The 26,434-nt window shown below is 50.7% G+C and carries 16 protein-coding genes; 8 read left to right on the top strand and 8 right to left on the bottom strand.

The genetic code is table 11. The features are described from left to right. Positions 1–39: 39 nt before the first annotated feature. On the bottom strand, positions 40–4,665 hold the full coding sequence (locus C2M34_RS11560) for a carboxypeptidase regulatory-like domain-containing protein (protein ID WP_158681440.1): 4,626 nt from the start codon (positions 4,663–4,665) through the stop codon (positions 40–42). Between the two features lie 285 nt (positions 4,666–4,950). Next, positions 4,951–5,565 carry a response regulator transcription factor gene (locus tag C2M34_RS11565; RefSeq protein WP_105201654.1) on the bottom strand — a complete coding sequence of 205 codons (615 nt, stop codon included), beginning with the start codon at positions 5,563–5,565 and terminating at the stop codon, positions 4,951–4,953. A gap of 327 nt (positions 5,566–5,892) precedes the next feature. Here C2M34_RS11565 and nirK point away from each other — a divergent pair, with 327 nt between their 5' ends. From nirK to C2M34_RS11605, 8 genes are all read left to right on the top strand, one after another. Continuing rightward, positions 5,893–7,293: a copper-containing nitrite reductase gene (nirK, locus tag C2M34_RS11570; protein WP_105258844.1), complete on the top strand. Its 1,401-nt coding sequence runs from the start codon at positions 5,893–5,895 to the stop codon at positions 7,291–7,293. 13 nt (positions 7,294–7,306) lie between these two features. Next, on the top strand, positions 7,307–8,101 hold the full coding sequence (locus C2M34_RS11575; RefSeq protein WP_105258845.1) for a formylglycine-generating enzyme family protein: 795 nt from the start codon (positions 7,307–7,309) through the stop codon (positions 8,099–8,101). Beyond that, complete coding sequence (locus tag C2M34_RS11580) at positions 8,085–8,675, top strand: SCO family protein (protein WP_105258846.1); 591 nt, start codon at positions 8,085–8,087, stop codon at positions 8,673–8,675. Before C2M34_RS11575 ends, C2M34_RS11580 begins: the two co-directional genes overlap by 17 nt. Positions 8,676–8,857: 182 nt before the next feature. Beyond that, on the top strand, positions 8,858–9,808 hold the full coding sequence (locus C2M34_RS11585; protein ID WP_105258847.1) for an HlyD family secretion protein: 951 nt from the start codon (positions 8,858–8,860) through the stop codon (positions 9,806–9,808). A gap of 13 nt (positions 9,809–9,821) precedes the next feature. Continuing rightward, a complete protein-coding gene (locus tag C2M34_RS11590; RefSeq protein WP_105258848.1) occupies positions 9,822–10,748 on the top strand; it encodes an ABC transporter ATP-binding protein in 927 nt (308 codons plus the stop codon). Beyond that, on the top strand, positions 10,745–11,857 hold the full coding sequence (locus tag C2M34_RS11595; RefSeq protein WP_105258849.1) for an ABC transporter permease: 1,113 nt from the start codon (positions 10,745–10,747) through the stop codon (positions 11,855–11,857). Before C2M34_RS11590 ends, C2M34_RS11595 begins: the two co-directional genes overlap by 4 nt. A 140-nt stretch (positions 11,858–11,997) precedes the next feature. After that, positions 11,998–12,702, top strand: coding sequence for a tellurite resistance TerB family protein (locus C2M34_RS11600; RefSeq protein ID WP_105258850.1), 705 nt, complete (start codon positions 11,998–12,000; stop codon positions 12,700–12,702). Between the two features lie 297 nt (positions 12,703–12,999). Continuing rightward, the gene (locus C2M34_RS11605; protein WP_105258851.1) at positions 13,000–14,871 is read left to right on the top strand and encodes a S8 family serine peptidase; all 1,872 of its coding nucleotides are present in this window, start codon (positions 13,000–13,002) and stop codon (positions 14,869–14,871) included. A 95-nt stretch (positions 14,872–14,966) separates the two neighbouring features. Here C2M34_RS11605 and C2M34_RS11610 read toward each other — a convergent pair whose 3' ends face one another. From C2M34_RS11610 to C2M34_RS11635, 6 genes are all read right to left on the bottom strand, one after another. After that, positions 14,967–17,507 carry a TonB-dependent receptor plug domain-containing protein gene (locus tag C2M34_RS11610; RefSeq protein ID WP_105258852.1) on the bottom strand — a complete coding sequence of 847 codons (2,541 nt, stop codon included), beginning with the start codon at positions 17,505–17,507 and terminating at the stop codon, positions 14,967–14,969. A gap of 649 nt (positions 17,508–18,156) precedes the next feature. Continuing rightward, a complete protein-coding gene (locus C2M34_RS11615; RefSeq protein WP_105258853.1) occupies positions 18,157–19,131 on the bottom strand; it encodes a transposase in 975 nt (324 codons plus the stop codon). A 173-nt stretch (positions 19,132–19,304) separates the two neighbouring features. Next, entirely contained in the window at positions 19,305–20,462 is a 1,158-nt protein-coding gene (locus tag C2M34_RS11620) for an HlyD family efflux transporter periplasmic adaptor subunit (RefSeq protein ID WP_105258854.1), read from the bottom strand. Then, positions 20,452–22,578 carry a type I secretion system permease/ATPase gene (locus C2M34_RS11625; protein ID WP_105258855.1) on the bottom strand — a complete coding sequence of 709 codons (2,127 nt, stop codon included), beginning with the start codon at positions 22,576–22,578 and terminating at the stop codon, positions 20,452–20,454. Before C2M34_RS11625 ends, C2M34_RS11620 begins: the two co-directional genes overlap by 11 nt. After that, a complete protein-coding gene (locus C2M34_RS11630; RefSeq protein WP_158681441.1) occupies positions 22,575–23,870 on the bottom strand; it encodes a TolC family protein in 1,296 nt (431 codons plus the stop codon). Before C2M34_RS11630 ends, C2M34_RS11625 begins: the two co-directional genes overlap by 4 nt. Then, positions 23,857–26,434, bottom strand: a 2,578-nt coding sequence (locus C2M34_RS11635) for a beta strand repeat-containing protein (protein WP_199878791.1), incomplete at its 5' end; no start/stop codon positions are given. The genes C2M34_RS11630 and C2M34_RS11635, both read right to left, overlap by 14 nt.

Consider the following 26,434-nt stretch of genomic DNA (forward strand, 5'->3'; position numbering starts at 1 on the left):
TAAGGAGCTCTAGGAGCTCCTTAGTTACAGGGTACTACTTTACGCGTTAGTCTTTAGCGCACGACCGTGGCCGCGTCTAAACAAGGCTAACGTGGCCAGTAGCATTAGTACAAATGGGTGGCTGCTACCGCCGCTGCTCTTAGACTTGGCGTCTTCGATCTCAACCGTTGCCAATACCTGGCTTGAAAGCGTTGCGCCGCCGTCAACCTGGTGCAAACGCACGGAGAAGGACTCACTCTGTTCTTTCTCGCCGTCGTTCATCACGGCAATGGTGATTTCCTTGTCGCCGTCGTCCAGGTCTTGCCAATGTAATTGGCCGCTGGCGCTTTGGTAATCGCTACCGGCAACCGCCGTAGCATCCAAAGTTTCATAGCTTACGCTTAGGGCATTATCGCTGCCGCCTTGACGAGATACGGTCAAAGTCACCGAACCTTGGTTTTCGTTCACGCGATATTGGCTCACGGTAAAGCCCAACTCACCGGGGGTGCGCTCAAGTACGTTGAGGTTAACCAATACATTTTGCGCTAGGTAAGGCGAATCATTGGCCATCAACAATTGTGCCTGATAGAAGCCAGGCTCCATGTCTTTGGCATCAACATCGATTTGTACTTGCTGCATCTGTTCCAGAGCAAGTTGACCCTTGCTTGGCGTCGAGCTTAACCAATCCACTTCTTTGAATTCGCAGACCCCGGTTTCACCAGACTTAATCTGGATCATCTGCTGGCTTTCGATATCCAACACCCACAGGTTGCCGTCGCAATCCAGGCTGATACCAGAGCCACCGCCGTCAGCACGGCCAGGCACTGAATAACCACCGACCACGCGATATTCGTCGCTTACATCCAGCACATAGATATCGATATCCATAGGCGCAAAGCTGTTAGCGGCGACAAACAAGTGATTGGTTGCCGGGTTAAAGGCTAGACCGGCCACAGGCAGACCCACATCGGTCGACTCTAACAAAGTACCATCGCTGGCAAAACGGTGTACCAGGCCATCAATAAACGAACCAGAGAAGAATTGGTCGCCATTGGGATCATACGCCAGGCCACGTTGTGAGCTAGGCAGATCTGGACAAATACGGTTACCGGTAGCGCTTAGGCTGTTGGTATCGAATTCATAGATACAACGGTCGCCGCCAACGATGATCTGCCAGAGCTTACCGGTACGCTTATTAAACGCCATGCCGGCATGGGCACCACGGGTGCTTAGCAAGGGGCTCACATCCATGGTTTGATCCGTTTTCGTACCGTCGGTTTTAAAGCGATAGATTTTATCGTCACCACCGAATACACCCAGGTTATTGAGCCATAGATCGCCGGTGCTTTGGTCAAAGGCAACACCATTGGTGGCAACCAGGTCGATCGGCCAGCTTTGTACCAGCTCGGCATTCATTTTCGGTGCATCAGGGAAGATAAATGGCACACGAATATCACGGGTGTTTAAGTCCCATAGATCTTTAGGGCCAAACTTACGGCCACCGATAGCAAACGCAGGACCTACCATGTCTTGGCGCGGCGCCGCATTGATTTCTTCGATATTGAAGTTCAATACATCCGAACCCTTGTTGGCGAGATTCAACGCCGTTGATAGGCTACGGCCACTGGTCACAGACAGCTCCAGAGTTTGCGTATCCACATCCAATTTACCGGCATTAAGCGTGAAGTCCTGCTCTAGCACTTCATTGACCGCGACGCTCAACGTCTCACTTTGTAGCGTATAACCGGCCTGTTTCACCGCTAATTCTACGTCACCCAGATCGGTGAACAGAAGATAGCTACCATCGGCTTTGGTTGATGTGCTGCGACCTTTGTCCGTACTGACGATCGCATTGGCCACCGGCTCGCCGGTATTGGCATCCAGCACGTGCCCCGATACCAGACCACCTTCAACGCTGGCACAGCTTTGTGCAATAGTCACATCATCGACTTGGGCCCAGTTATCGAACTGCTCGCCGTCCCAGATTGTGTGATAACGCCAACGTAAACGGAAACTCTGCGCGCCTACCAGGTGTTCGGCCAGGTCATAATCGACGCGGAATTCACGCATGGTATTGCCATAACTCAGCACCGTATTCCAGGCACCGCCGTCAAGACTGATGTCCATATCCAGCATGGAGCCACCGTAGATGCCACCAACGAAGTCCATTTTGAACTGCAAGCTGGTTACACCGTTCAGATCGCTAACCGCAATCTCAGGCGTGATCAGATCCGAGTCGTAACGACCCCAACCATAACGGTCGTTGTCGATAGCCGCGGCATGACCGCTGCCACCGGTATAGTTAGGGCGTGCCCAGTCGGTGCTGGTTTTCCAGATAATTTCATCGCTGCTAGCATTGTTGACCACGTTCCAACCGGCCGGCGGGAAGGCCGTGCCATCGAAATCTTCAACAATACCCAAAGACTGATAGCCCGGCGCTACACAGGCTTTGCTGTCAACCATCAGGGCAATTTCACCCAGATCATTGGTTTGCAAAGTATCGACTTTCACCTCTTGAGCAACATAGCCCTCGCCCAGTGAGGCAACCTTAATGGCATAAGGCCAGCCTTGATATACTTCAATGCTGAATTCGCCGGTGCTGGAGTCGTTGCTGAAGTTCACATCTTTGGTTAGATCGCCCATCAGGGTTAAAGATGCTGGAATTGGCCAGGCATGACCTGAACCATCGACAACACGACCCACTAGTGTGGTTTTCGGTAGCTCTGACAAGGTGGCATCAACCACTTTTGTGCCATCTTTGACCACATTGATGGCGCTGAAGTCGACCTGCGCATAACCGTAAGCCACCATGGCGACATCATATTCGCCTACCGGGGCCAGAATTTCATAGTAACCAGACTCATCGGTAAAGGTAGTCATGGCACCTACGCTGATCTGCGCTTGCGCTAAAGGTTCTCCGGTACTGCCATACAAATGACCCTTTAGGGTACCTGTTGGGCCTGCGGTACAGTTAGGGAATTTGAACGAGCCGATACGGGTACGCCAGTCAATGCCGCCCGGGTTGGTGTCGCCGTAATATTCCTGGGTATACCAGAAAGTACAGTCATCAACCGGGTCGATGTTCATAGAGCTGTAGTCACCCCAACGGCCATTGGCACCGAGCTGTGAGCTGCCACCAGCAACTATTTCCTGCTCACCCTGAGCCATCATATTAAGAGGGTCTGAGGCTAAACGACCGGTGTAACGTACTGAAGGATAAGTATTTTCGCCGCTTACGGTATAACCTAGGGCCATATTGCCCATGGCATCCATGGCCACACTGCCCATCCAGCGCGAGTCGCCATCTGGCGCATAACTGCCCTGCTGATGCAGTACGGCTTCGGTGCTCGGATTACGAATTTCATACCAGCGCGGGCTCCAACGAGCGGCACCGGTTTCCGTTGGTGTATAAACCGTGTGGTTCACCACCAAAGATTCATGATCGCCAAAGTTACGATACGCCAGGCGGTTCATAAGACGGTAAGGGATTTTATCCAGGTAGTTTTCGGCTGATACACCCGGCTGCGGAATACAGCCGCCGCTGCAGCTGCTGAAATCCATACCGGTCACCGGCACCGCGGCCACCTGCTCAAAGGTTGAGTTTTCTGGGTTTTCCCAGTCTGCTTTAAAGGCCCAGACATGCATTTCGTCGCTGTCGTAACCTTGCGACTCATCGATGGGTTGCAAGAAGTAGTTCGGCGCGCCCTCTGGCGGCGGCGTCATACCATCGAGATCGGACGGTAACATACCACCGAGTACTGGGTGCGGATCGTCGAAATAGATCATTCGCGCCGATTCGCCGCGCAACATTTTATCACGCTCAAAGGCAACGACACCGGCACCACCCCACTGATCTTCACGACCATCAAGGTAGAATTGGTTGACCGACATATAATAGCCATCGGGCCAAACCCCGAAGTGCGGATAGTCGTTCATTTTGACTTCACTGATTTTGAAGTCATATAAGTGCCACTCGCCGGTCGGATCCGAGGTTTTGGAGATGGCGATACATTCATGATAATCGCTTGGGTTGATGGCAAACTGACTCACCATCCAACGCTCGGCAAATTGATCGTACAGCACAATGGGGTCGCCATCGTTGTTCGCTGCACAGATACCACCGAGTTCATTCCACAGGGCATTGGTCGGGGTTGGCTCAATCAGCATATTGCCTTGCTTATCCCATACCGCAAACGACACGTTCACCATTTGCACATAGTGATTCGGGCCGACATCACCTACAGTGTCGGGCGGTGCTACGCGGTTGACGTTATCGACGCCGTCAAAGCTTAACAGCGGCGCCGGCATGGTATCGCCGGCAAAGTCGGTTTGCACGTTTTTCGCCGCCATAAACGGCTCAAGCATGGATAGATTGCTGTATGCGTCTAATGTGGATGCATGTTTTTGCGATTCGCTGGTTACAAACGGCAGCTCGAAGTTTTGAATCACTTCGCTGGTTTTATGCGACACTTCACCGCTGATGGCATCCATTTTACCGATCTGCAGACGTGCTTTAGCGTCTTTATTGACCGCTGCGGCCAACTGAATTAAAGGGCGAGTTGTGGTGTGTACCACAGCTTCATTGACGATCGGCTGTGCCGATTTTGCATAACTGACCGGGCCAGCAACCAACGTTGCTGCACCCAAGGAGATGCATAAGCTAATTTGTGACTTTTTGAAATTCATCAAAAGCCTCCTCAACATGTGTTTGTCGGTTTCCCTAAGGCGGGGGAAACGCATTTGCCCGACGCGGCAGATGCACACGCGAGCGCTTATTGAGTTTGGTTTTGTATACTTGGCCAGTTCAATTTACAGAAAACACACGAGCGCCAACTGACAAAAGTCAGTTAGCGTTATATTTATGTAAAAAAGATGTGTTATGAAAAGATAAATGGCGCCCTGACCGGCCAGCGTCGGCACCTAAGGGCTGGGACCTAAGGGCTGGGACCTCTGGGCTGGGATAGGTGAGCGCTAAGAGTCTAGCAGGGTGTTCATTCGTACCAGCTCGGCCAACGAACGCACGGCCATTTTTTTAAACACCCGGGCGCGGTGAATTTCCACCGTGCGCTGGCTCACACCCAGCTCGATGGCCATCACCTTGTTAGCCTTGCCGGCGACCACCAGATCATAAATTTCGCGCTCCCGGTTAGTTAGGGTTGCCAGCCGTTCCTTAATCTCAGCCTGTCCCGCTTGCCCCGCCCTGGCCTCCTTGTCTTTTTTCAAGGCGCCATAAATGCATTCAAGCAAGTCATTGTCTCTAAATGGTTTTTCAATGAGATCAAAGGCACCCTCGCGCATCGCCCGCACCGCCAGCGAAACATCGGCATGGCCGCTGATAAAAATAATGGGAAGCTTGGCATTAATGTCGCTTAAGCGCTTTTGCAACTCCATGCCGTTCATCTCGGGCATACGAATATCAAGCAGCAGGCAGCCGCTCATGTCATCGTTGTAGGCATCGAAAAACTGCTGCGCCGAAGCATAGGTATGGGTGTTTAACTCGACGGATTGCAGCAGCTCGGCAATGGCATCAAGCACCACAGGATCGTCATCAACTACATACACACTTTGGGTTTCGCTACCACTCATAAGCCTTACACCGTGAATATTTATTTAGTTTTTGTGATTATTTTATTAGTGCATATTTTTCCACAAATATCCACCGCCACCGATTTTGACAAACCCAGAAACCACTGCTTCATTCTTTTGTTAAATATGTAACAAAGATGATCTGGATCATGCCAGTTTTTAAGGAGTCGCTAATACTGGTTATGGATAGTTTTTGCAGTGCTCGATTTATCGCTGAGCTGGCACGTCCCATCACATCGCGGGCCTGTATACCTGTGTATTCAAGAACAAAATATGCACACAACCAAATACTAGGGTTATAACCCGACAACACACGGAGTAAGGACTATGGGTGTAAAAACACTGTGGATCACTCTGGCTATAACGGCCTATTCCTACCTTGGCACAGCTTCAGCACTCCCCGTTGAAGACGCCGTACTTACTGCCCCCCCGCATGTGCCTCCGGCTATTAGCCGCGATCATAATGCGCGCGTGGTAGTGCACCTGGAAACAATCGAAAAAATCGGCACCATGGCCGATGGCGTAGAATACGTGTACTGGTCTTTTGGCGGTACTGTGCCGGGCAGTTTTATTCGCGTTAAAGAAGGGGATGAGATTGAATTCCATCTTTCCAATCACCCAAGCTCAAAAATGCCGCACAATATCGACCTGCACGCGGTTACCGGGCCAGGGGGTGGCGCAGTTTCATCCTTTACCGCTCCGGGACACACCTCTACTTTTGCGTTTCAGGCTCTGAACCCGGGCTTATACGTTTATCACTGCGCGACGGCACCTGTAGGTATGCACATAGCCAACGGCATGTACGGCCTTATCTTGGTTGAGCCAAAAGATGGCCTGCCTAAGGTGGACCGTGAATACTATGTGATGCAGGGTGATTTCTACACCAAGGGCAAATACGGTGAAGCGGGCCTGCAGCCCTTCGATATGGAAAAAGCCATAGAAGAAAACGCTGACTATGTGGTCTTCAATGGTGCCGTGGGCAGCCTTACAGGGGAAAACTCCTTAACTGCCAAGGTAGGCGAAACCATCCGCCTCTACGTGGGTAATGGCGGTCCTAATCTAGTGTCCTCCTTCCATGTTATCGGTGAGATTTTCGATACCGTGTATATCGAAGGTGGCGACGCCAAAAACCATAATATTCAAACCACCTTGGTACCGGCAGGCGGCTCGGCAATTGTCGATTTTAAAGTACAAGTACCAGGCAATTTGATCATGGTGGATCACTCCATCTTCCGCGCCTTTAACAAGGGTGCCCTGGGCATGATCAATGTCAAAGGTGAAGAAGATAAGGTGGTCTATTCGGGTAAGATCAGCGATGCCATCTATCAACCAGAAGGCTCGGCTATCCAAACCATAGAAGGGGAATACCAGGTCGCCAAAGCGCAAAGCAAAGAGGATAAGATCACCTTCGGTAAGCGTATCTATAATGCCAACTGCGCCGCCTGTCACCAACCCAATGGCCAAGGCATTGCTCAAGCCTTCCCACCACTGGCTAAGTCCGACTACTTTAACGAAGATCCAACCCGGGGGATCAGCGCCATTGTTCATGGTCTTGAAGGCCCGATTAAAGTCAACGGCGAAAGCTTTAACAGCGTGATGCCGGCCATGCAGCTTGATGACGACGAACTTGCCAATGTTTTAACCTTCATCTTAAACTCTTGGGATAATAAGGGTGGTGAGATCACGGTTGAACAGGTGCAAAAGGTTCGTAAGCAAAAAGCGCATTAAGGTAAGAGCGAATATGCTTAGCACTCCCCTGCTACTGGTATCTGTTTCACTGGCTCTAAGCGGAGCCGGTGAGCAGGTGCTAGTGAGCGGCGGCGATTATCGCCCCCTGTATATGAGCAAAGACAGCCCGATGCAATCGGTCGCCAGTTTTTACCTCGATAAATACCCGGTGACCAATCAGGAATTCTGGCAGTTTACCCAAGACCACCCGAGGTGGCGTAAAGAACGAATGGCGGCGCTTTTTGCCGAGCCTACCTACCTGCAACACTGGCAGGAACGGCAAGGCTCAGTGCCTTTTAGCGCACCTAAGGCTCCCGTCACTCATGTATCCTGGTTTGCTGCCGATGCCTATTGTCGGACCCAGGGAAAACGCCTGCCCAGCGTGGCCGAATGGGAGCTTGCGGCACTGGCTAGCGAGACTCAGGCCGATGGCTCACAAGAGCCTGGATATAAACAAAAGATCTTAACCTGGTACAGCACCCCAAGCCAAGGCGCCCTGGCCGATATCGGCTTGACCGAGAGCAACTTCTGGGGGGTGTACGACCTCCATGGTTTGGTATGGGAATGGACTGAGGACTTTAATTCCTCCTTGGTGACCGGCGAGTCTCGCGCCGACAGCGCCATAGATACCAAACTATTTTGTGCTGCAGGCGTCACTGGCGCCGTTGACCCAGGTGATTATGCCGCCTTTATGCGCTACGGCTTTCGCAGTAGCTTAGAGGCCAAATATACCCTTCCCAATTTAGGTTTTCGCTGCGCTGCCAATGCGGCATCAGCACCCGGAGAAGAAGATGAAAAAATTCACTAGTTTGCTAATAACATCCACATTTTTATTATTTTCCAGCGCTAAAAGCCTGGCCGGCGACCTCGCTGGCGAACTGACTGCTGAGCTACCCGGCGATTCCATTTATCACCTTAATAGCCAGTGGCAAACCCAGGATAATAAGGCCCTTAACATAGCGGCCCTGCAGGGGAAAAAACAGTTGGTCAGCCTGATTTACACCCACTGCCTGCATACCTGCCCGACCATAGTGATGACCATGCAACAGGTGCAGCAATCGCTCCCAGCCGAGCTGCAAAACGAGGTCGGTTTTGTTTTGGTGTCTTTAACACCGGAGTCGGATACCCCAGAGATGCTTAAGTCCTTTGCCGAGCGCCGCAAGCTGGCACCCGATCATTGGACCCTGTTAACGGGCGACTCTCAGGATGTCAGAGCCCTGGCCATGGCACTCAATATCAAATACCAAAAAAGCGATGACAACGAAGTGGCCCACTCTAATCTAATGACGCTATTGGACGAGCAAGGTCGAGTGGTCTTTCAGGAAATTGGCGATGTTGATAAGGCCAAGCCAACCCTGACCCGCATAGTGGACATGCAATAAATTGTAGGTCGGTGCTTCGCGCCGACATCGCCTGCTTAGAGCATATTTGTCGCGATAAAATCCCGACCTACAACCATGGCGACAAAGCAACTTTTTGAAAAATATCCCTTTATAAATTTAAACTAAACTTATATCTAACAGGACGTGATTTACTAATTTGCTCCTAACCTTGGGCGAGCTACATGAAATTAAGATACATCCCGCTTTGGTTCGTTTTGCTAACCAGCTTAATGGCATGCAGCGACAGCGACTCAAATACCGCTTTCGGTATTCTTGAGCGTGACAGGGTGACCTTGCTGGCCACCGCCAATGAGGTGATCACGGCTCAACCCATTGCCGAAGGCGCCGAGGTCAAAGCGGGCGATATCCTGGTTGAATTTAATCAAACAAAGCAATTGGCCACCTTAGATATGGCCAAGGCGCTTGAGCAGCAAGCCCAGATGCAGCTGACTAAATTACTCAATGGCGAAAGAGCAGAAGACATTCGCGCTGCTGAGGCGAACCTCACCTCGGCAAAGGCTCGCGCCCATGAGGCCGAATTGCAGCTAAAGCGCACACATGAGCTGGTAGCAAAATCCCTGGCCTCACAAGCGGAGCTGGATAACGCCATTGCCACCCTAGATTCGACCACAGCGGCAGTCGAGGTAGCACAGCAAAGCCTCAACAAACTGCAAAGCGGTACCCGCATAGAAGACATTCAACAAGCTCAGTTTGCACTCAAAGCGGCGCAAGCGGATGTGCAGTATAAACAAGCCCAGTTAGCGGATATGACCATCAGGGCCTCTCGCGACGGCATTTTAGACTCACTCCCCTACAACATAGGCGAGCGGGTGAAAGAAAACAGTATAGTGGCAATCATACAGGCCAACAGCACCCCCTATGCCCGGGTTTATGTTCCCGAGCCATACAAAGCGAAAATGGCCGCCGGCACAAAAATAATGGTGCGCATCGATGGGGTGGAAAATGAGGTCGCCGGCATTATTCGCTGGGTGTCCGTGGAGCCCGCTTTTACCCCCTATCGCAGCATGAGCGAAGGCGATCGCTCGCGCCTGGTCTATCTGACCGAAATTGACTTACCGGCGAGCACCAACGCCCTGCCTGCGGGTATTCCCGTGCAGATAAAGCTGCGCTAGGGGTGCGCTAAGCATGGGCGAATTAGTGATTAAGGCTCATAATGTCACCAAGCAATTTGGTGACCTAAAGGCCATCAACAATATTTCACTGAATGTGGAAAAAGGCAAAATTTATGGCTTTTTAGGACCCAATGGCTGCGGCAAATCGACCACCATTCGCGTACTTACCGGGCTGCTCACCCCTTCTGCTGGCCAGGTTGAGGTATTAGGGCTGAGCATCCCAAAGCAGGCGGACGCATTAAGGCTGCGGATCGGCTATATGACCCAGAAATTCTCCTTGTATGAAGATTTAACGGTGGCAGAAAACCTGCTTTTTATGGGGCAAATTTACGGTATCAGTAGAGCCAAACTCAAAAGTCGCACTCAGGAGCAGATGCAAACCTACGGGCTGGATAAATTACAAAAGCAGATAGTCGGCGGTATGAGCGGCGGCCAAAAGCAACGTTTATCCTTGGCCTGCGCCACCATTAACAAGCCCGAACTCTTGTTTTTAGATGAACCCACCTCCGCCGTGGACCCGGAAAATCGCCGTAATTTTTGGGAGAAGTTATTCGACTTATCCGAGCTAGGCACCACCATCTTGGTCACCACTCACTATATGGACGAAGCGGAGCGTTGCCATCGCTTGGCGATTATGGAATCCGGGGTGATACGGGCCGATGGCTCGCCGGAAGAGTTAATGCGCAATATGGGGGTAAACATAGTTGAGGTTAAAACTACTGGCTTGCGCTCGTTAAAATCTAAACTGATTGCCAATAAACAGGTGCGCTCCGCCGCGCAGTTAGGAGTACGGCTTAGGGTTCTGGTCGATGAGCAAGTCGCAAACCCTATCGCATGGCTTAAATCTCAATTCCCGGAATTACAGCAGGTGGAGCTGACCCTGGCGCGCCCCACCTTGGAAGATGTGTTTGTGAGCGTTACCGGAGCGAGCCGAGCATGATCTCATTTGTCCGTATTCGTGCCGTGATGTTCAAAGAAGTAAAGCAGCTGACGCGCGATCGCCTTACCTTTGCCATGATAGTGATTATTCCCTTAATACAACTACTGTTGTTTGGTTATGCCATCAATACCGATGTACGTCATATCCCCGTCGCCTTCGTCGACCAAAGCCATAATCAAACCGGACGCTTGCTGCTTGAAACCGTGCGCGCAACCCAGGTAGTTGATTTTACAAAAGCCTTTGAGACCCCAGAAGCGGCAAAAGCCGCCATACAAGCCGGTGAAGTGCGGGCGGTACTCGTCATTCCTCATGATATCAATCAGCGCCTGGCGCAACAGCGGGCCCTTGCACACTGGCTGGTTGATGGCACCGACAGCGTTATTGGCGGCGCTATCTCCGCCTTGCAGAATATGCCTTTTACGCTCGACCCTAAATCAGCCAATAGCCAACAGGCATTAGGGAGTGCCGGCAATACCTTTGAAATCGCCCTGTATTACAACCCCAGCCGCAGAACTGCGGTGAATATAGTGCCCGGTTTACTTGCCATCATCTTGAGCATGACCATGGTGCTGTTCACCAGCATTGCCATAGTGCGCGAGCGGGAAAGGGGTAACCTGGAGCTGTTAATTAACACCCCGGTACGCCCCCTTGAGCTGATGATAGCCAAGATTGTGCCCTATATTTTCGTCGGCTTAATTCAGGTGGTGATCGTCTTAGGCTTAGGCCACTTTCTGTTTGATGTGCCGATCAATGGCAAGCCTCTGGAGATCTTGTTGAGTTCTCTGCTGTTTATTTCTGCCAGTTTGACCTTGGGGCTGTTAATTTCGACCTTTGCCAAAAACCAGTTGCAGGCGATGCAAATGACCCTGTTTGTGTTGTTGCCGTCCATTTTACTTTCGGGGTTTATGTTTCCCTATGAAGGCATGCCCGTTGCGGCACAATGGCTTGCTGAAACCCTGCCCGCAACCCATTTTATTCGCATGATCAGAGCCCTGGTGCTGCGCAGCGCCGAAATCAGCAGTTTATGGCAAGACTCACTCTGGCTTAGCGCCTTTACCATTTTCGGTATTATCGTCGCTGCCAAGCGTTTCACCAAGCGGCTGGATTGATACCATGTGTACACTAGCCTCAACGCCCAAGGATCGCATCTAGACTTGGCTGCCCTTGTAGCGCTTTGTAACAAAACCGCCGTTTTCATTTCAAAAAAATTGGCATATGGTGTGCTCACCACAGAGAAAAGGACGCAGTGATGAAAGAGTTACAAAAATTAGTGGGCAGCCTGAATAAATCAGGGGCGCTCAGTGGCTTCTTAGGCGGCGTGGCCGGTGGCGGATTAACCAGCCTGGCAACAAGCAAAAAAGGCAAGAAGGTGGGTAAAAAGGCGCTTAAATATGGTGCCTTAGCCGCCGTGGGTGGGCTTGCGTGGAAGGCCTACCAGCAATATTCGCAAAAAAGCGAGACCAGCCAATCGGGCCAGGTATACAGGGAATACCCACCGCAATCAGCTCAGGACACCCACTCGGCCAATAGCAGTGGCCGCACCTTTGATTATACCCCGGCACGCATGCCAGAGCAGGCCTTTACCGAGGTGGTCGATGATCACAATGAGTCGGGGCAATTACTGCTTATGCGGGCGATGATAGCCGCCGCCTATGCCGATGGCCATATCGACGAAGCGGAGCGTCAAAAGATTTTTGCCAGCGTGGAAAATATGGCCCTTACGGTCACGGAAAAAGCCATGCTCTTCGATGAGCTGCGAAAGCCCATGACCTTGTCCGAACTAGTAAACACAGTGCCGGATGCACAAACCGGTATCGAGGTGTATGCCGCCAGCGTCACTGCTATCGACTTGCAACAAGCCGCCTCTACTCATTACCTGGAGGCGCTGGCAAATCAGCTTTGCATTCCTAGGGAACTGGTCGCCAGTATTCATAATCAGTTGGAACATAAGTAATACGCCAAGCGAAATGAAACTAGTAAATCGAGCCTCGCCTGCATGCGGGGCTTTTTTGTCCCTATTCATCCTTAACCCTAAAGTACCAATCACAACATTGAACATTGCCATGACGCAAAAGGCTTCTAGACTTAGGAAGTTAAGCTGGTCTGTGCGGCTGTTCTTAACATCCAAAATTGGCAGCCAATATTTGCATCCCATTTGGTAACTAAGTGCACAGTAACGGGCCTAAGGTCAGGAGATGACCTTGCGGTAACGCCGACAGGAAACATTTAAAAAGTTCAAAGGAGAGAAAAAGTGCAAAGTTTTCATCGTCTTTTGTTATCGCTACTGTTTGTCCTGAGTTATAGCCATGCCCATGCAGCTCCTAGCACCATAGAGGGTGCCGTCGAGGTTCCAGGCCGCTATGACATTCCCGCTTACGCCCCGGATCGGGTGCTGGTGAAATTCAAACCGGGTACCAAGGCTGAAGAGGTTCGCCAGCTGGCGGCCATGGCCGGCGGCTCACCACAAAGAGTCATATCCCCGCTCAGCGTGCATATCATTAAAGTGCCCGCTGGCAGTGTCGGCAAAAGCATCAAGATGTTCAGCAATAACCCCAATGTCCTTTACGCCGAGCCAGATCACTATCGAGTCTTATTGATCCCGGATGAAGGACAGGATCCACCGCCCACCGGCACCGACAACCAATGGTTTAAAGAGCAATGGGGTCTGAATAATACCGGGCAATTGCTGATGAACCCGCAAACTGGGTTGCAAGAATTTATCGGTCGGGTGGACGCGGATATAGATGCGCCAGAAGGCTGGGATATCAGCACCGGCTCCAGCCAGGTGAAAATTGCCATTCTCGATACCGGCGTCGACTGCCGCACCGCCGCTCGCCCCGGTGGCAGCCTTGAATTTATTGCCCCAGGAAAATGCGTCGAAGAAGTCAGTTTTGTCACCGACTACAGCACCACACTCGATGATGTCGCCGCTCACGGCAGCCATGTGGCGGGCATAGCCGCAGCGGCCACCAACAATGACATAGGCATTGCCGGGGTTGGCTGGAACAGCGCCGTGGGTAACCTGAAAACCTGTTTTGAATACACCATAGATCTAATGCCGCCATTGGGCATTTATGTGATAGTCGGTATCTGCCCTGTGTCTTCGTCTGCAGCGGCGATCACCTACGCCGCCGATAACGGCTATCATGTGATCAATATGAGCTATGCCAGCGATGCCGTAGATGAAAACGGTGAGCCTGCAGGCTTAGGCGGCTGGACACAAACAGAGTCCGATGCCGTCGACTATGCCTGGAGCAAAGGCGCAGTGCTTATCGCTGCAGCGGGTAATGACGGTGTTAACACCCTCACCTATCCGGCGGCCTATGACCCTGTGTTAGCCGTAGGTGCCACGGAGCGAAATGATGACAGGGCTTCATTTTCTAATTTCGGTAACTGGATATCCATGATGGCGCCCGGCGACCATATTATCTCCACGGTTCCCAATGAGCTCTGTGTTTTCTACGCGGAAATACTGGGAACGATTTTTGACCCCGATAACGATGCCTGCCTGGATTGGTATTCCGGCACATCCATGGCCAGCCCCTTCGTTGCCGGCGCGGCGGCTGTGGTCTGGGCGCACTTTTATAGCGATGGCCTGGCCGACCCTGCTAGCTGCGAAGCGGCTCCCGGTGTGCCCTGTAACCAGGCGGTGCGTGAGCGCCTGGAGCAAGGTGCCGATGTCAGTGGAGCCGGAGGCCAGAATATGCAAGCCTGGTCGCTAAACGGACGCTTAAATCTGGCCGGTGCCCTCAATGCCAGCAGCAATCCGCTGCCACCTCTGACGCCGGGAAATTTTGCGGTTCTTGATGGTGGCGATGGCACCGCAGTCATAAGTTGGAATGATGTAAGCGACGAAAGCGGCTATGAGCTGCAACGAGAAAAGGCCCATAAAAAACTAGCGGGTGTGTGGCAATCCACCACTTCTATCGGCCCTGTCAGTGCAGACCAAACCGCCTTGGTGGATGCCAGCGGCACAGGCACCTTCCGCTATCGTCTACGTGCATTTAATAACAGCGGCGCATCAAGCTGGTCGAACTGGATAGGTGTGGATGTTACCGAAAGCGGCGGGGGCAGCGGTGGGGGCGGCGATAAGCCCTGCCGCGGGAAAAACTGCAGCAACTAGTTGCTACGCAATAGGCGATAAACGCTAGGCGTTACGCGCAGAAGTGACAGGCACAAAAAAGCACGCTTTCGCGTGCTTTTTTAATTCGTTAGCGTTTAGAAGCTAAAACTTACTTTGGCGTAGTAGGTCATACCATCAAAGCCATAAGGCACTGCGCGAAGCGGGTATTTAAATGCCTGATTTGAAATAAAATCAAGCACTTCATCTTCACCTAGCTCATCCGGCGTTTCGTCAAACAGGTTGTCGATACCCACAGACAGCATTACCTCATCAGACAGGTGATAACCCACATTTACGTCCACTAGCACGGCCGATTCAACGGTACTGGTGTCTTTAAATGAACCCGTAGGTGACAACTCATCCGGTAGAGGAATGTGATCCTGACCGAAGTAACTCACATCGGTTTCACCATAATAGTTAAAACGCAACATGCTGTTGTAATCGCCACGCTCATATTCGAACGTTAAAGTTGCACGCTCGCCCGGTTGGCCATCGGTTAAGAAGCTACGTTGTAGATCATCTAGGGCAATGTTATCAGGGATGCCCTGCGGCGCGTTTACATCGTCGATTTCGGTCTCATTTAAGTTACCGGCGAAGGTCGCAGAGAAAGCACCATCGTATAAATCTGTGTTATACGCGGCGATGATATCCACCCCTTTAGTGGTTGAGTCTACCGAGTTAGAGAAGTAGTTTGCCTGCGCAGCACCTGTGGCGTTAAGGGCTGCCACAGCTTCTGGGCTGAAGGCCACATCTTCGGCAGACATCAAGCTACCTAGAGTAATGCGGTCTTTAATCTCAACGTGATAGAAATCAACGGTAAGCGACAACTCGCTGCTGAAATCCCAAACAAAGCCAAAACTAAGGTTTTCTGAACTCTCAAGCTCCAGATTATCCACACCCAGAGCAGAAGGGAAATCCGAGCCAGCCGTTGCCGTAAACGACTGCTCTAATTCACCACTGGCACCCAGGTTAGTGGTGTAGGCAGTGTAAGCACTTTGTTGTAGTGACGGCGCTCTAAAGCCCGACGAAATTGCACCTCGAATGGCGAAGTCATCATTTACTTCATAGCGAGTCGCAAGTTTACCTATGATGTCGTCGCCGGCATCGGAGAAATCTTCATAACGCAACGCCGCGCTCACCTGCCAAGCGTCGGTGATCAAGGTTTCGGCATCCGCATACAAGGCATAGCTGTGTCGACTTTCATCGTTTGAGGCTTCAGGACGCAAGCCGTTATAGGCTTGGAAACCACATTCGGCAAACTGATCAGGATCGTTTACCGACGGGTAAGAGGTATCCATATTGGCCAAACCACAAGCATAAGAGGCTTCTTCACCTGGGACGATTTCATAATTCTCTTTACGGTATTCGGCACCAACAGACAGATACACAGGATCTGCGCGGCCGATATCAAGCGTACCATTTAGATCCGCATTAACCGTGGTTTGATCAAAACGGAAACCACCGGAATAACCACCGCGAGGGCCTGCATTGGCTATGATATCCGCATCCGATGCATCCGGGTTATTGAACACATACTCGGCCGCATATGAGGCGTTGATGGTGTTTTTCGAGTGGAAATCATAGGTGTTTTCACCATAAACCGCTGAAACATCATAGCCCCAATCCGGGTTTATCTCGCCGCGAAGGCCAAGAGCGAAGGAAATATCTTCCGCCTCGTTATCAATGCGCGGTAAGAAACCATCGCCGTAAACCTGCACCACGTTTTTGGCGGCCTGGTCGAAGTTTCGATAAAAGCCATTACCCAAGGCAGTACGGTTTGAGTAGCCACCGAACGAATACAGCTCGATGTCGTCCATAGGCAGGACCATATTGTAAAACAGTGAGGTAAATTCGCTATCGGCATTACCTTGTCCCCAACGCACGTCGTCAGATAAGGTGCCATACGGCACATCGACCGAGCCACCAATGTCGCGCTCGGCACGGTTGGTGCCATCAGCATCACGATATTCAACTGAGAAGTTGATAAATCCACCGTCATCGCCGATATCAAAACCACGGTTTAGGCCGATGGAAATGGTATCACCATCACCCTCGCCTGTGCTGCCAGCTTGAACGTAACCTGTTGTTACACCAGTTGAATTGTTTAAAGAAAGGTTAATAACACCGGCAATGGCATCTGAGCCATATTGCGCAGCGGCACCATCACGCAAAACTTCAACGCCTTTTAGCGCAATCAATGGAATAGCGTTCATGTCGGTACCCGCCGCACCCGCGCCGACCGTACCATTTAGGCCAAAGATAGACTGGTTATGACGACGCTTACCATTGATCAGCACCAGGGTTTGGTCCGGCTGTAAACCACGAAGAGTCGCGGGACGGAACAAGTCAGAGCCGTCCGATACCTGGGTACGAGAAAAGTTAAACGAAGGCGCCGTAGCCTGTAAGCTTTGACCCAGTTCGGTAAAGCCGCCCTTATTTAGGTCGTCCGAGTCAATCAAATCAACCGGCGATGTAGACTCTGTGGCCGTGCGATTAGCCATGCGCGAGCCCAGTACCGAAATTACTTCAATTTTTTCATCTGCTTTGACTTGTTGTGACTCTTCAGCCTGCACTGAGACCGTAGAAACGGCTAAGCCGACGGCAACTGCCAGCATATTTAATCGATGTGTTGTCATATATGTCCTGTTGATTATTCTGCCTGCTCTTCTTGCTCAATTGACGCACCTGAGGGTGGAGAGGAAGAAGAGTAAGCTAAAGCACTTATTATAATTTCTATGATGGTTATCTCGGCTAACTCAGGCCAGCCGATTTAACCTTTAGGAAACATCCTATCAACAAAAACAAAGATTGAAAGAAAAAATAGCTACGACTTAAGTGTGAAAATACAATTATTCAGTTATTTGAAATAGTTATAGACTATTTTATGCACTGCTACGACCAGTTGGCGCTATTTTAGGAGATGAAAAAGCGCTCGCAGCGGTCAAACTCGGGAGTAAACAAGAGGGAGTAAACAAGACACCCACTTTAAAAAATAACAAAGACACCCATCTTAAAAGACATAACCAAGACAGCCATTTTAAAGATAGAGTTTTTGCAACGAAGAAAATAACAAAGACACCCATCTTAAGAGACATAACCAAGACAGCCATTTTAAAGATAGAGTTTTTCCAACGGAATGAGGGGAGATGAATTTTAAAGTGAGTGTTGCCCAGTTCGAACGTTTTTCGACAATTTTCCTTTCATTATTATCATTTTCGTGAATTTTGGACGTGCGTATTGGATACTTTCGGGCTTAGTGAGCGATAAAGGGAAAGGAAGTTGAGTTTAAATAAACAGTGCTTGGCTGTTGCTTAAATCCACACGTCGTTTTCGGTGTTGATGCTGGCAGTAGGTTGTTAATGCTTGCTCCTTACCCACCGCGCCGCGAAAAACCTTGGTGAATGAGGTGGCCAGGGACAGCCAATTTACTGGGCTAATATCGAGTCGTTCAAGTATGGGGGTTGCGTCAGATGCAATATAACCTGGTTTATCCTCGCGTATACATCGCCCCGTCCATTCAACCAGCTCTAAGTAACTGCGTAGCTCAAAAGGCAGGCCTTTCGGCATAGGCTTACGAGGGTGTCCAACAAAACGCATTAAAGTGGAAGGTTGCTTACCCTTCTTTGCTGATTCGATGCGGGCTTTCACGCTCGTATAATCGGATTGTTCGGGTAAGTCGGCGGCCTTGGCGCGAATCGGGTTTAACTCCACATAGGCTAAGCAGGCAATAAGGGCAGCTTCATCAAGAAGCGCTTGAGATTTAAATCGGCCCTCCCAGAATCTGCCGGTGCATTCATCTTCACGATTGGCTTGACGGGCAATCCCTTCATTGAGCACTCGCATAAACCAGCTGATATCACTAAGGCGCTTCCGATAAATCAAGATTCGACCTTGTAGAGCGGCCAATTCGGCCCCATCTAACGACTCCCCTTGCACAAAACGTTGACTGAGCAAGGTGCCTTTAAATAGTTTATGCCAACGCAGCACAATGGCTTTATCCGTTAAGCGCTGGGCTTTGCGCCTATCCACATGCAGCACCACATGGGTATGGTTGCTCATTACCGCGTAGGCACACACATCTATGCAGAAAATACGGGCCAGCTGCAGCAGTTTGCTTTCAACCCAGTCGCGGCGATGTTCATAAGAGCGGCCAGTCAATGCATCTTTGCCACATAAGAAGGCGCGCCGTACACAGCGAGAAATACAGTGATAATAAGGGGTGTCAGCCAGGCTGATTTGGCTTTTCCGAGGCGTTGCCATGATTCACTCCTCCTTGAGTAGAACCCTCAAAGTGTAGTCAAGGAGTCCGTAAGTGTGAAATCTTAGAGTGGGTGTCTTAGTTATTTTCGGAAGTGTGAAATCTTGGAGTAGGTGTCTGGCTAATTCGATATCAAGAAGTACCACCAAGGGGGGGTACTTCTTGTTTGTGTTACTTAGTTGAGTTTAGCTTTCAGAAGCGGATTTAAGAGGTAACTGAGAACTGTGCGTTTACCTCCTAACACATCCACTTGTGCAATCATGCCGGGCCGGATGGGGTAGCTCTTATCACCTTTAACTAACTGATTCCCTTCGGTAGTAATCAGGATCTGATAAAAGTACGCTTTGCCTTGTGCCGTTTCCTCTTCAATCGTATCCGGACTAATTTGAATTACTTCGCCTTCGAGATCCCCGTAAATCGAAAAGTCATACGCCGTGATTTTCACTTTCGCTGACATTCCAGGTGCTAAAAATGCGATGTCTTCAGGGGCTATTTTCGCTTCAATCAGTAATTGCTCATCAATCGGTAAGACATACATGATAGGCTCACCCGGCTGCACCACACCACCGCGTGTGGTAACCAAAATGTCATTCACCATACCTTTGACGGGCGATGTGATTTGGGTGCGAGTCAACTGGTCTTGCCGCTGCACTAAAGACTCGTTCAGGGCATTGAGCTCTGCTTTCTTTTGAGTCAATTCGGTATAGGCATCCTGCATGTAATTATTGCTGACTTCGATGATCTGTCCTTTTAAATCTTCAAGCTCCTTTTCTAACCGGAGCAGCTCCATTTGACTGACCGACTCAGACGCCACCATGGGGCGTAAGATGCCGAGCTGCTCTTCGACAATGTGCATGCGGCGTTGTAAGCCAACGACTTTTTCTTGTTTATTGGTCCGTCGAGAGGCAAATAACGCTTGCTCAAAGATGCGATCTTCCTCATCGATTTTCAGTTCGTTTGGAAAGGTTAATGTCGCGCTATCGCGTACCTCGGCCTCCAAACGGGTGATTGAAGCTAACAAGGACGAAGCTTGGCTTTCACCTTCGCGAAACGCGGCTAAAAAGCGGGTTCTATCGAGCCTAAGTAAGGGATCGCCCTGCTCTACTAGCTGCCCCTCTGAGACCAATAATTCTTCGACAATACCCCCTTCAAGGCTTTGGATTGTTTGCAAACGGCTGGAGGGAATAACTTTACCTTCACCGCGGGTGACTTCGTCAATCTCAGCAAATGCCGCCCAGCCAATAAAAATGGCCACGATTAAGATGCACAACCACAGCGCAGGACGCGCAGAAAATAGACGACTTTCATCCGACCAGGGGTTACTAGGCTTCATGTTTCACCTGCCCTTGAGGAGCTAAAATACTATCAAAATCACCTTCGTTAGCCACATGTCCTTGTTTAAGAACGACTCCTCGGGTACCTAGTGCCAACATCCGGCGTTTATGGGTCGACATGACCAAGGTTTTACCTTGTAACCAGGTTTGCATAAATTGTATGACTTTCTCTTCGTTGACTTGGTCAAACGCCGAGGTTGGCTCGTCCAGTAACACAATTCGCGGGTTTTGTAAGATTAACCGTGCCAATGCAACGGCTTGACGTTGACCACCGGAGAGGCTTCTGCTGCCAAGAATAGGCATATCTAAGCCCAGCGGATGCGCACGCACAGCAACACCAAAACCAATGCTATCAAGGACGTTGAAAATGGCCTCATCCGTGTGATTATTGCCTGCCAACTGAAGGTTTTCGCGTAACGTCCCGTAAAACAAACAAGAATCTTGTGGCAAATAGCCGATATCACGCTGACGGTCCGCGGGATCGAGTTGTGTCATGGCAATATCATCAAGCAGCACTTGGCCGCTATCGACGTCTTCTAAGCCCGCTAAGATCCGCAACAGGCTCGATTTACCAGCGCCGTTGCTGCCAAGTAACACGGTGTGACTTCCTGCTTTAATCTGCAGTTTATTAATGCTCAACGCTGGCGGCCCCTCATTGCCATAACTAAGTTTGACATTTTCGAGGCTGTAATCGCCATCGAGCCTAGGTTTATGAGCAAACTGGCGGCCTGGCGGGCGCTCTGTAGGCGCCTGCATAATCTGGTCAAGTCCTTCAAGGGCAACCTTAACATGCTGCCATCGCACCAGCACCCCAGTGATTTGATTTACCGGTGCTATGGTGCGTGAAGTTAACATGGTACAGGCGATGAGTGCACCAATCGTCATTTCGCTGGCACTGATTTGGTAAACCCCAACCACCACCACGAAAATAAATCCGAGTTGCTGCACCATTGCAGCGCCTTGACTCAATCTGTTCGAGAGGCTTTTAAAGGTGACACTGTCGGCTGCTTGCTTCTTGGTAAGGGTTTCCCATAAAAACAAATTGCGAGACTCAGCGTGGCTAGCTTTAACCGTTTCGAGGTTTTCGATCACCTCGATCATCAGCCCTTGTTTTACAGCGCCTTCGCGTAACCCTTCACGAGACAATGCAGCCAGTTTTCCCTGCATCAGTAAGCTGGGTAATAACATCAATAAAATAGCGATGATCGGCACCCACACCACGGGGCCGCCTAGATACCAGATCAGCAGTAAGAATAAGAGGATAAATGGAAAGTCACTGATGGTGGCCGCGGTAGACGAGGTGAAAAACTCGCGCACACTGTCAAACTCTTTCAATTGACTGGAAAACGCGCCGGTGGATTGCGGTTTCGCTTTAAGCCGCATAAACAACACTTGTGAAAAGAGTCGCGATGACAGCTCTAAATCTAACTTTTTACCAGTCACATCAAGCAAATAGGCGCGTAGAACCCGTAAGATAAAGTCAAAAACAATGGCAATGACAACCCCTGTGGTAAGAATAAACAAGGTATCAAAGGCATCATTAGGAACGACCCGGTCGTACACCTGTAAGGCAAATAACGAGGTACCAACGGCCAGTATATTGGCAAACATCGAAGCGACACCGACGTCAATATAGGTCGACCAACACTTCATCAACTGCTCTTTGAGCCAATGCTTTTTGTAGGGCTGTGCATAGTCCTTCGCTCGGTCATCCGCTTGGTAGGCGATGTCAGCAAGAACCAGGTGCGAGGAGATCAAAGCTTCAAGTTCGGCATAGGTATAGGTTTTTTGTCCAGCGGTTTCCGGCACGACAACAGTGCAGTGCTCTTCATCTTTACTGATTAACACCAACCCAGAGTTATGCCGGGTAAGCAATAAGGCAGGTAAATGGTAGTCTTGCAATTGCTGGAGTGATTTCTCCACCAGAACGGCATTAATGCCCTGATTATCCAAGGCGCGTGGAATTAACTCGATAGTTAAACGGCCGTTTTTCAAAGGCAGGCCTTCGCCAATGACCTCTTCGCGTGTCGGTTTACCCAGCAACTGACAATAGGTTGTTAATGCAAGTTGCAAGGGATCAACTGTGGGTGGCGTCACTGGATTGAAGTGCGTCATAGGTTATGCGCCTCATTGCTCTGCGCGGCAAGGACAGATTCTAGGATCCCAAGTTCTGAGCTCATCCGGTAGGGAATACGCAATAGCTCAATGGATACGTTCAGATGTTGGCTGAGCAATTCAAAGCGTTCGCGCTCTGTCGTTAAAATTTCCTCTACCGTGGTGAGGCCTGCGCGGAATTGATCTTGGTAGGCGCTCAACAGTGCGGTTGCCGCATTTACTTGTTGTTCAAGTGATTGTCGTTGTTGACTTAAGTTGCGCAGTGATTCACGTTGCATATTCAAATTACGTTCAATATCGAGTTGTGTAAATTGCAGATCCCACTGTGCGGCTTCAGCGCGCAGACGCTCAATGTCATCCATATCGAAGCTGGCTAAACCTTGATTGAAGCTCGCTTTAAAACGCACCGCGACCGCAGAGTCGCGAGTTAATTCACCACCGATATCGCGGCGTTGCGATGAGGCTTCTAAGACCACACGAGGCAGTTGCGCAGCTTTGACGCGCTCAGCTTGACTGTGGGCAATATGAACTTCTTCTTGTGCCTGCATATATTGCGGTGAGCGCGGGATCAATTGTGTTTGTTGTTGGGTACTCGGCAACAGGTTTTGTAGCTGCACATAATTGGCAGGCAATGGTGGCAGGGCCGTAACCGGGCGTTGCATCAACATGCGTAAACGCAAGCGCGCTTGCTGCTGGTCACCGTCGGTCATTTGCCTTTGTTGTTCATTATAATAGCGCGCTTGCAGCACTCGATTTAATTCGGCGCGGTCGCTATAACCTCCTGCAGCGCGAATTTCAGCCATGCGCTCAACACGAGCAATACGTCGCTGGTGTTCTTGAATAATCGCTTGTCGTTGCTGAGCAAGCATAATATCGAGGTAAGCTTCGATGATTTCGATGCCGACTTCAGCACGTACTTGGCGTAATTTATGTAACGCTTTACGCGCCTCGGCGTTCATGCCTTCCAGTTCGCTGTCCAATGCCCCCCAATCGTATAAGGTGTAGCTCAGGGTGATATTGTAAGCAAAGGCGCCGCTGATGCCATCCGCAGGCCCTGCGGTAAGGTCAAGTGAAGGCCAAAAGCGGCCCTCGTTAACGTCTATGGTTTTTTCAGCTTGCTGGATCTCAGCCACCGCGGAGCGAACACGAGGATTCAAGGTTAAGCCATAATGCACCATTTGTGAGATTGACGGACTTTCTGCCGGCTCAACAGATGTGGCAAAAGCTTGACTTGAGCAACAGCTCAAGCCAAGCATAACCGCATACCGGAAATGTCGATTAAATGACGACATTAGTATCCTCATCCGCCCACGGCGACTGCTGAAGGAGACTCACGTCATTAAACATGACGCCGTCGATACTGAAGGTACCGTAATCACCCGAAACCGACAGTGCTTGCGTCTCTGGTTCAGCATCTACATCGTTGAGCAGTAATTCGATGTCTTCTTCGACTGTGTGTTCAAGAACAGCTTGACGCATCAACTCTTCACTCTTGTCGTTGAACCTTGGTTCACTCGAGGCAAGAACGTCATATTGCATCATCAGTTCACCGTCATCGACCATACTGAACAGCAAGTCAGCGCTTAACTCGGTTACTGGTGCACCTTCGTCTGTAGCTATGTCGGTTTGTGCTTGCCCAGCCGGGGAGTCACTACCCGTAATGCTGATGGTCAGTGATGCCGAGTCAGAAGTTTCACCGTCTGACAGGGTGTAGTTGAACACTTCGTCTTGACCGAACGAGCTGCGATCACCATTTGCGGTATAGGTATAAGTGCCGTCAGCTGCAATTTCCAAGACACCATATGCACCTTGAATCGTCACCGTGCCTGTATCTGGCACAACGACGCTTTCACCAGCACTGTTTGTGACCACAGTGACTTGTGCGCCATCGATAATGGTATCTGCACCAGCACCACCTGTATCTCCCTCTATCAGGTTACCTTGCGCCTCTCCAAAGTAGCTGTACTCAGTTACTGTGGTGGTAATGTCCGTACTTTCCAACAGGGTTACGGTGTCATTAAACAGAGCATCGGCGATAACTTGATAAAACTTTTTGAGGTCTCGGTTGACGCCTTTGGCGTCGAGCGCATCAGTCAGTCGGTCTGCTATTTCACCTGCATCTATGGTTGGGGTAATAGCAAGCATCTCTTCCAGAGTTTCGCGAATCAAAGTCCCGTCACCGGTCAGCAATGAGCCGCCATTCTGCATGGCATTTATCGTATCTTCGACGTACTGCAGCACATAGTCTCGGTTATCTGGACCAAGCTCCACGCCTGCGAAGCCGAGTTCGCTAAGGCTTACCTCTCCATCACCGTCAGCGTCCAGCACACTGCCTACCTGATTCTCCAGCAGACTTGCATCGTTGCGCACAACCACACTGTAGTTACCCGCTGCTAAGTCTGGAATCGAGATAGAGATAGTCTCATCCCCGGTGATGTTGAAAATATCCAAACCACCAACATTGGCAAGTTGTGAGTTTGCACTGACCCCTTGATAGACCAGCACACCATTTTCATCGTACACCTCAACCATAAAGGCATCAGCAACCGCTGCAAGTGAGGTTTGACTAACTTCAATTTCCACGTCACCGATATTGTCTGGTGCAACAGTGAAGGTCGCGCTGGCATTAGCGCCGCCAGTTGCGTCCGCCAAACCAAGCACTTCTACATCGTCAGTTGTTTGTGGCGGGTTAACGGTAACAACGGGCTCAAGGTCGATAGCACTCACATCATTTACGGCGTCAAGCGCTTGAATGACAACATCTTGGCTGGCGGTGCTAAGTGAATTACCTGCTGCATCGGTAACCGTCGCAATGACTGGGTAGGTGCCAGCAGCTAATGGGGTCCCCGATAAGTCGAGGCTCCAGTTGCCATTGCTATCAATGGTGAGCTCTGGTGCAGTTCCAAAGGTGTACTCGGTGCCACCAACAGACACAGTCAAGGTAGTGGCATCGTCAAGATCTATGGTGCCGTTGAAGATCAACGAGGTATCGCTCGTGATGAAGTCTCCGTCAGTACCAGAATCATTGGAAATACTGTCAAAGGTGACGGTTTGACCATTGCCATTGCCATCTACAGCGGTATCAAGCGTAGTGGTATCGGTTACCGTACCGGTATTGCCCGCAGCATCGGTCACCGTCATGGTTACGGTCAATTCACCGTCGGCGAGGCTTGACAGATCTTGCCCAGTGATTGACAGGTTGCCGTTGCTATCCAAAGTGATCGCCGAGCTCGGTACCGTGATCGTGGTCACGCCATCACTGATGGTGATGCTGTCGACGGTGGCATCGGCTTCGACAACGCCAGAAAGGGTCACGTTGGTCGCTTCGCTCGCGTTTACCAACTCATCGCCGCCGTCATTGAACGCGATGCTGTTCGCACCATCGCCCGTGGTTGGCGCGCTGGTATCAATGACTAAGTTGCCCGTGGCCATGCCGCTGTTACCCGCCGCGTCGGTGGCAGTCACGGTGACCTGGTAGCTACCGTCCATAAGCGCTGGCAAGGTGTTATCCACCAAGGTCCAGGTGCCGTCGCCATTGTTGGTGGCGGTGTAATCCACACCCTCGACAGTCACTACTATGCTCGCCTCTGGATCATCTATGGTACCGGTCAAGGCCGGGGTGCTGTCATTGGTAACGTCATCGTTGATGGTCACCGAAGGTGTGGCCGTATCCAGGGTGGTGGTATCTGTTACCGTACCTGTGTTCCCTGCGGCGTCTGTCACTGTCATGGTCACGGTCAATTCGCCGTCGGCGAGGCTTGACAGATCTTGCCCAGTGACTGTCAGGTTGCCGTTGCTATCCGTGCTGATCGCCGAGCTCGGTACCGTGATCGTCGTCACACCATCACTGATGGTG

The sequence above is a fragment of the Pseudoalteromonas sp. T1lg88 genome, assembly GCF_002964765.1.
In the GTDB taxonomy this organism is placed as follows: Bacteria; Pseudomonadota; Gammaproteobacteria; order Enterobacterales; family Alteromonadaceae; genus Pseudoalteromonas.

What these genes read in the sequence shown, in the direction of transcription:
- C2M34_RS11625 (WP_105258855.1), bottom strand. Translation starts at nt 22,578, where the DNA reads ATGACGCACTTCAATCCAGTGACGCCACCCACAGTTGATCCCTTGCAA.
- C2M34_RS11590 (WP_105258848.1), top strand. Translation starts at nt 9,822, where the DNA reads ATGGGCGAATTAGTGATTAAGGCTCATAATGTCACCAAGCAATTTGGT.
- C2M34_RS11560 (WP_158681440.1), bottom strand. Translation starts at nt 4,665, where the DNA reads ATGAATTTCAAAAAGTCACAAATTAGCTTATGCATCTCCTTGGGTGCA.
- C2M34_RS11630 (WP_158681441.1), bottom strand. Translation starts at nt 23,870, where the DNA reads ATGTCGTCATTTAATCGACATTTCCGGTATGCGGTTATGCTTGGCTTG.
- C2M34_RS11610 (WP_105258852.1), bottom strand. Translation starts at nt 17,507, where the DNA reads ATGACAACACATCGATTAAATATGCTGGCAGTTGCCGTCGGCTTAGCC.
- C2M34_RS11580 (WP_105258846.1), top strand. Translation starts at nt 8,085, where the DNA reads ATGAAAAAATTCACTAGTTTGCTAATAACATCCACATTTTTATTATTT.
- C2M34_RS11595 (WP_105258849.1), top strand. Translation starts at nt 10,745, where the DNA reads ATGATCTCATTTGTCCGTATTCGTGCCGTGATGTTCAAAGAAGTAAAG.
- C2M34_RS11620 (WP_105258854.1), bottom strand. Translation starts at nt 20,462, where the DNA reads ATGAAGCCTAGTAACCCCTGGTCGGATGAAAGTCGTCTATTTTCTGCG.
- C2M34_RS11565 (WP_105201654.1), bottom strand. Translation starts at nt 5,565, where the DNA reads ATGAGTGGTAGCGAAACCCAAAGTGTGTATGTAGTTGATGACGATCCT.
- nirK (WP_105258844.1), top strand. Translation starts at nt 5,893, where the DNA reads ATGGGTGTAAAAACACTGTGGATCACTCTGGCTATAACGGCCTATTCC.
- C2M34_RS11585 (WP_105258847.1), top strand. Translation starts at nt 8,858, where the DNA reads ATGAAATTAAGATACATCCCGCTTTGGTTCGTTTTGCTAACCAGCTTA.
- C2M34_RS11600 (WP_105258850.1), top strand. Translation starts at nt 11,998, where the DNA reads ATGAAAGAGTTACAAAAATTAGTGGGCAGCCTGAATAAATCAGGGGCG.
- C2M34_RS11615 (WP_105258853.1), bottom strand. Translation starts at nt 19,131, where the DNA reads ATGGCAACGCCTCGGAAAAGCCAAATCAGCCTGGCTGACACCCCTTAT.
- C2M34_RS11575 (WP_105258845.1), top strand. Translation starts at nt 7,307, where the DNA reads ATGCTTAGCACTCCCCTGCTACTGGTATCTGTTTCACTGGCTCTAAGC.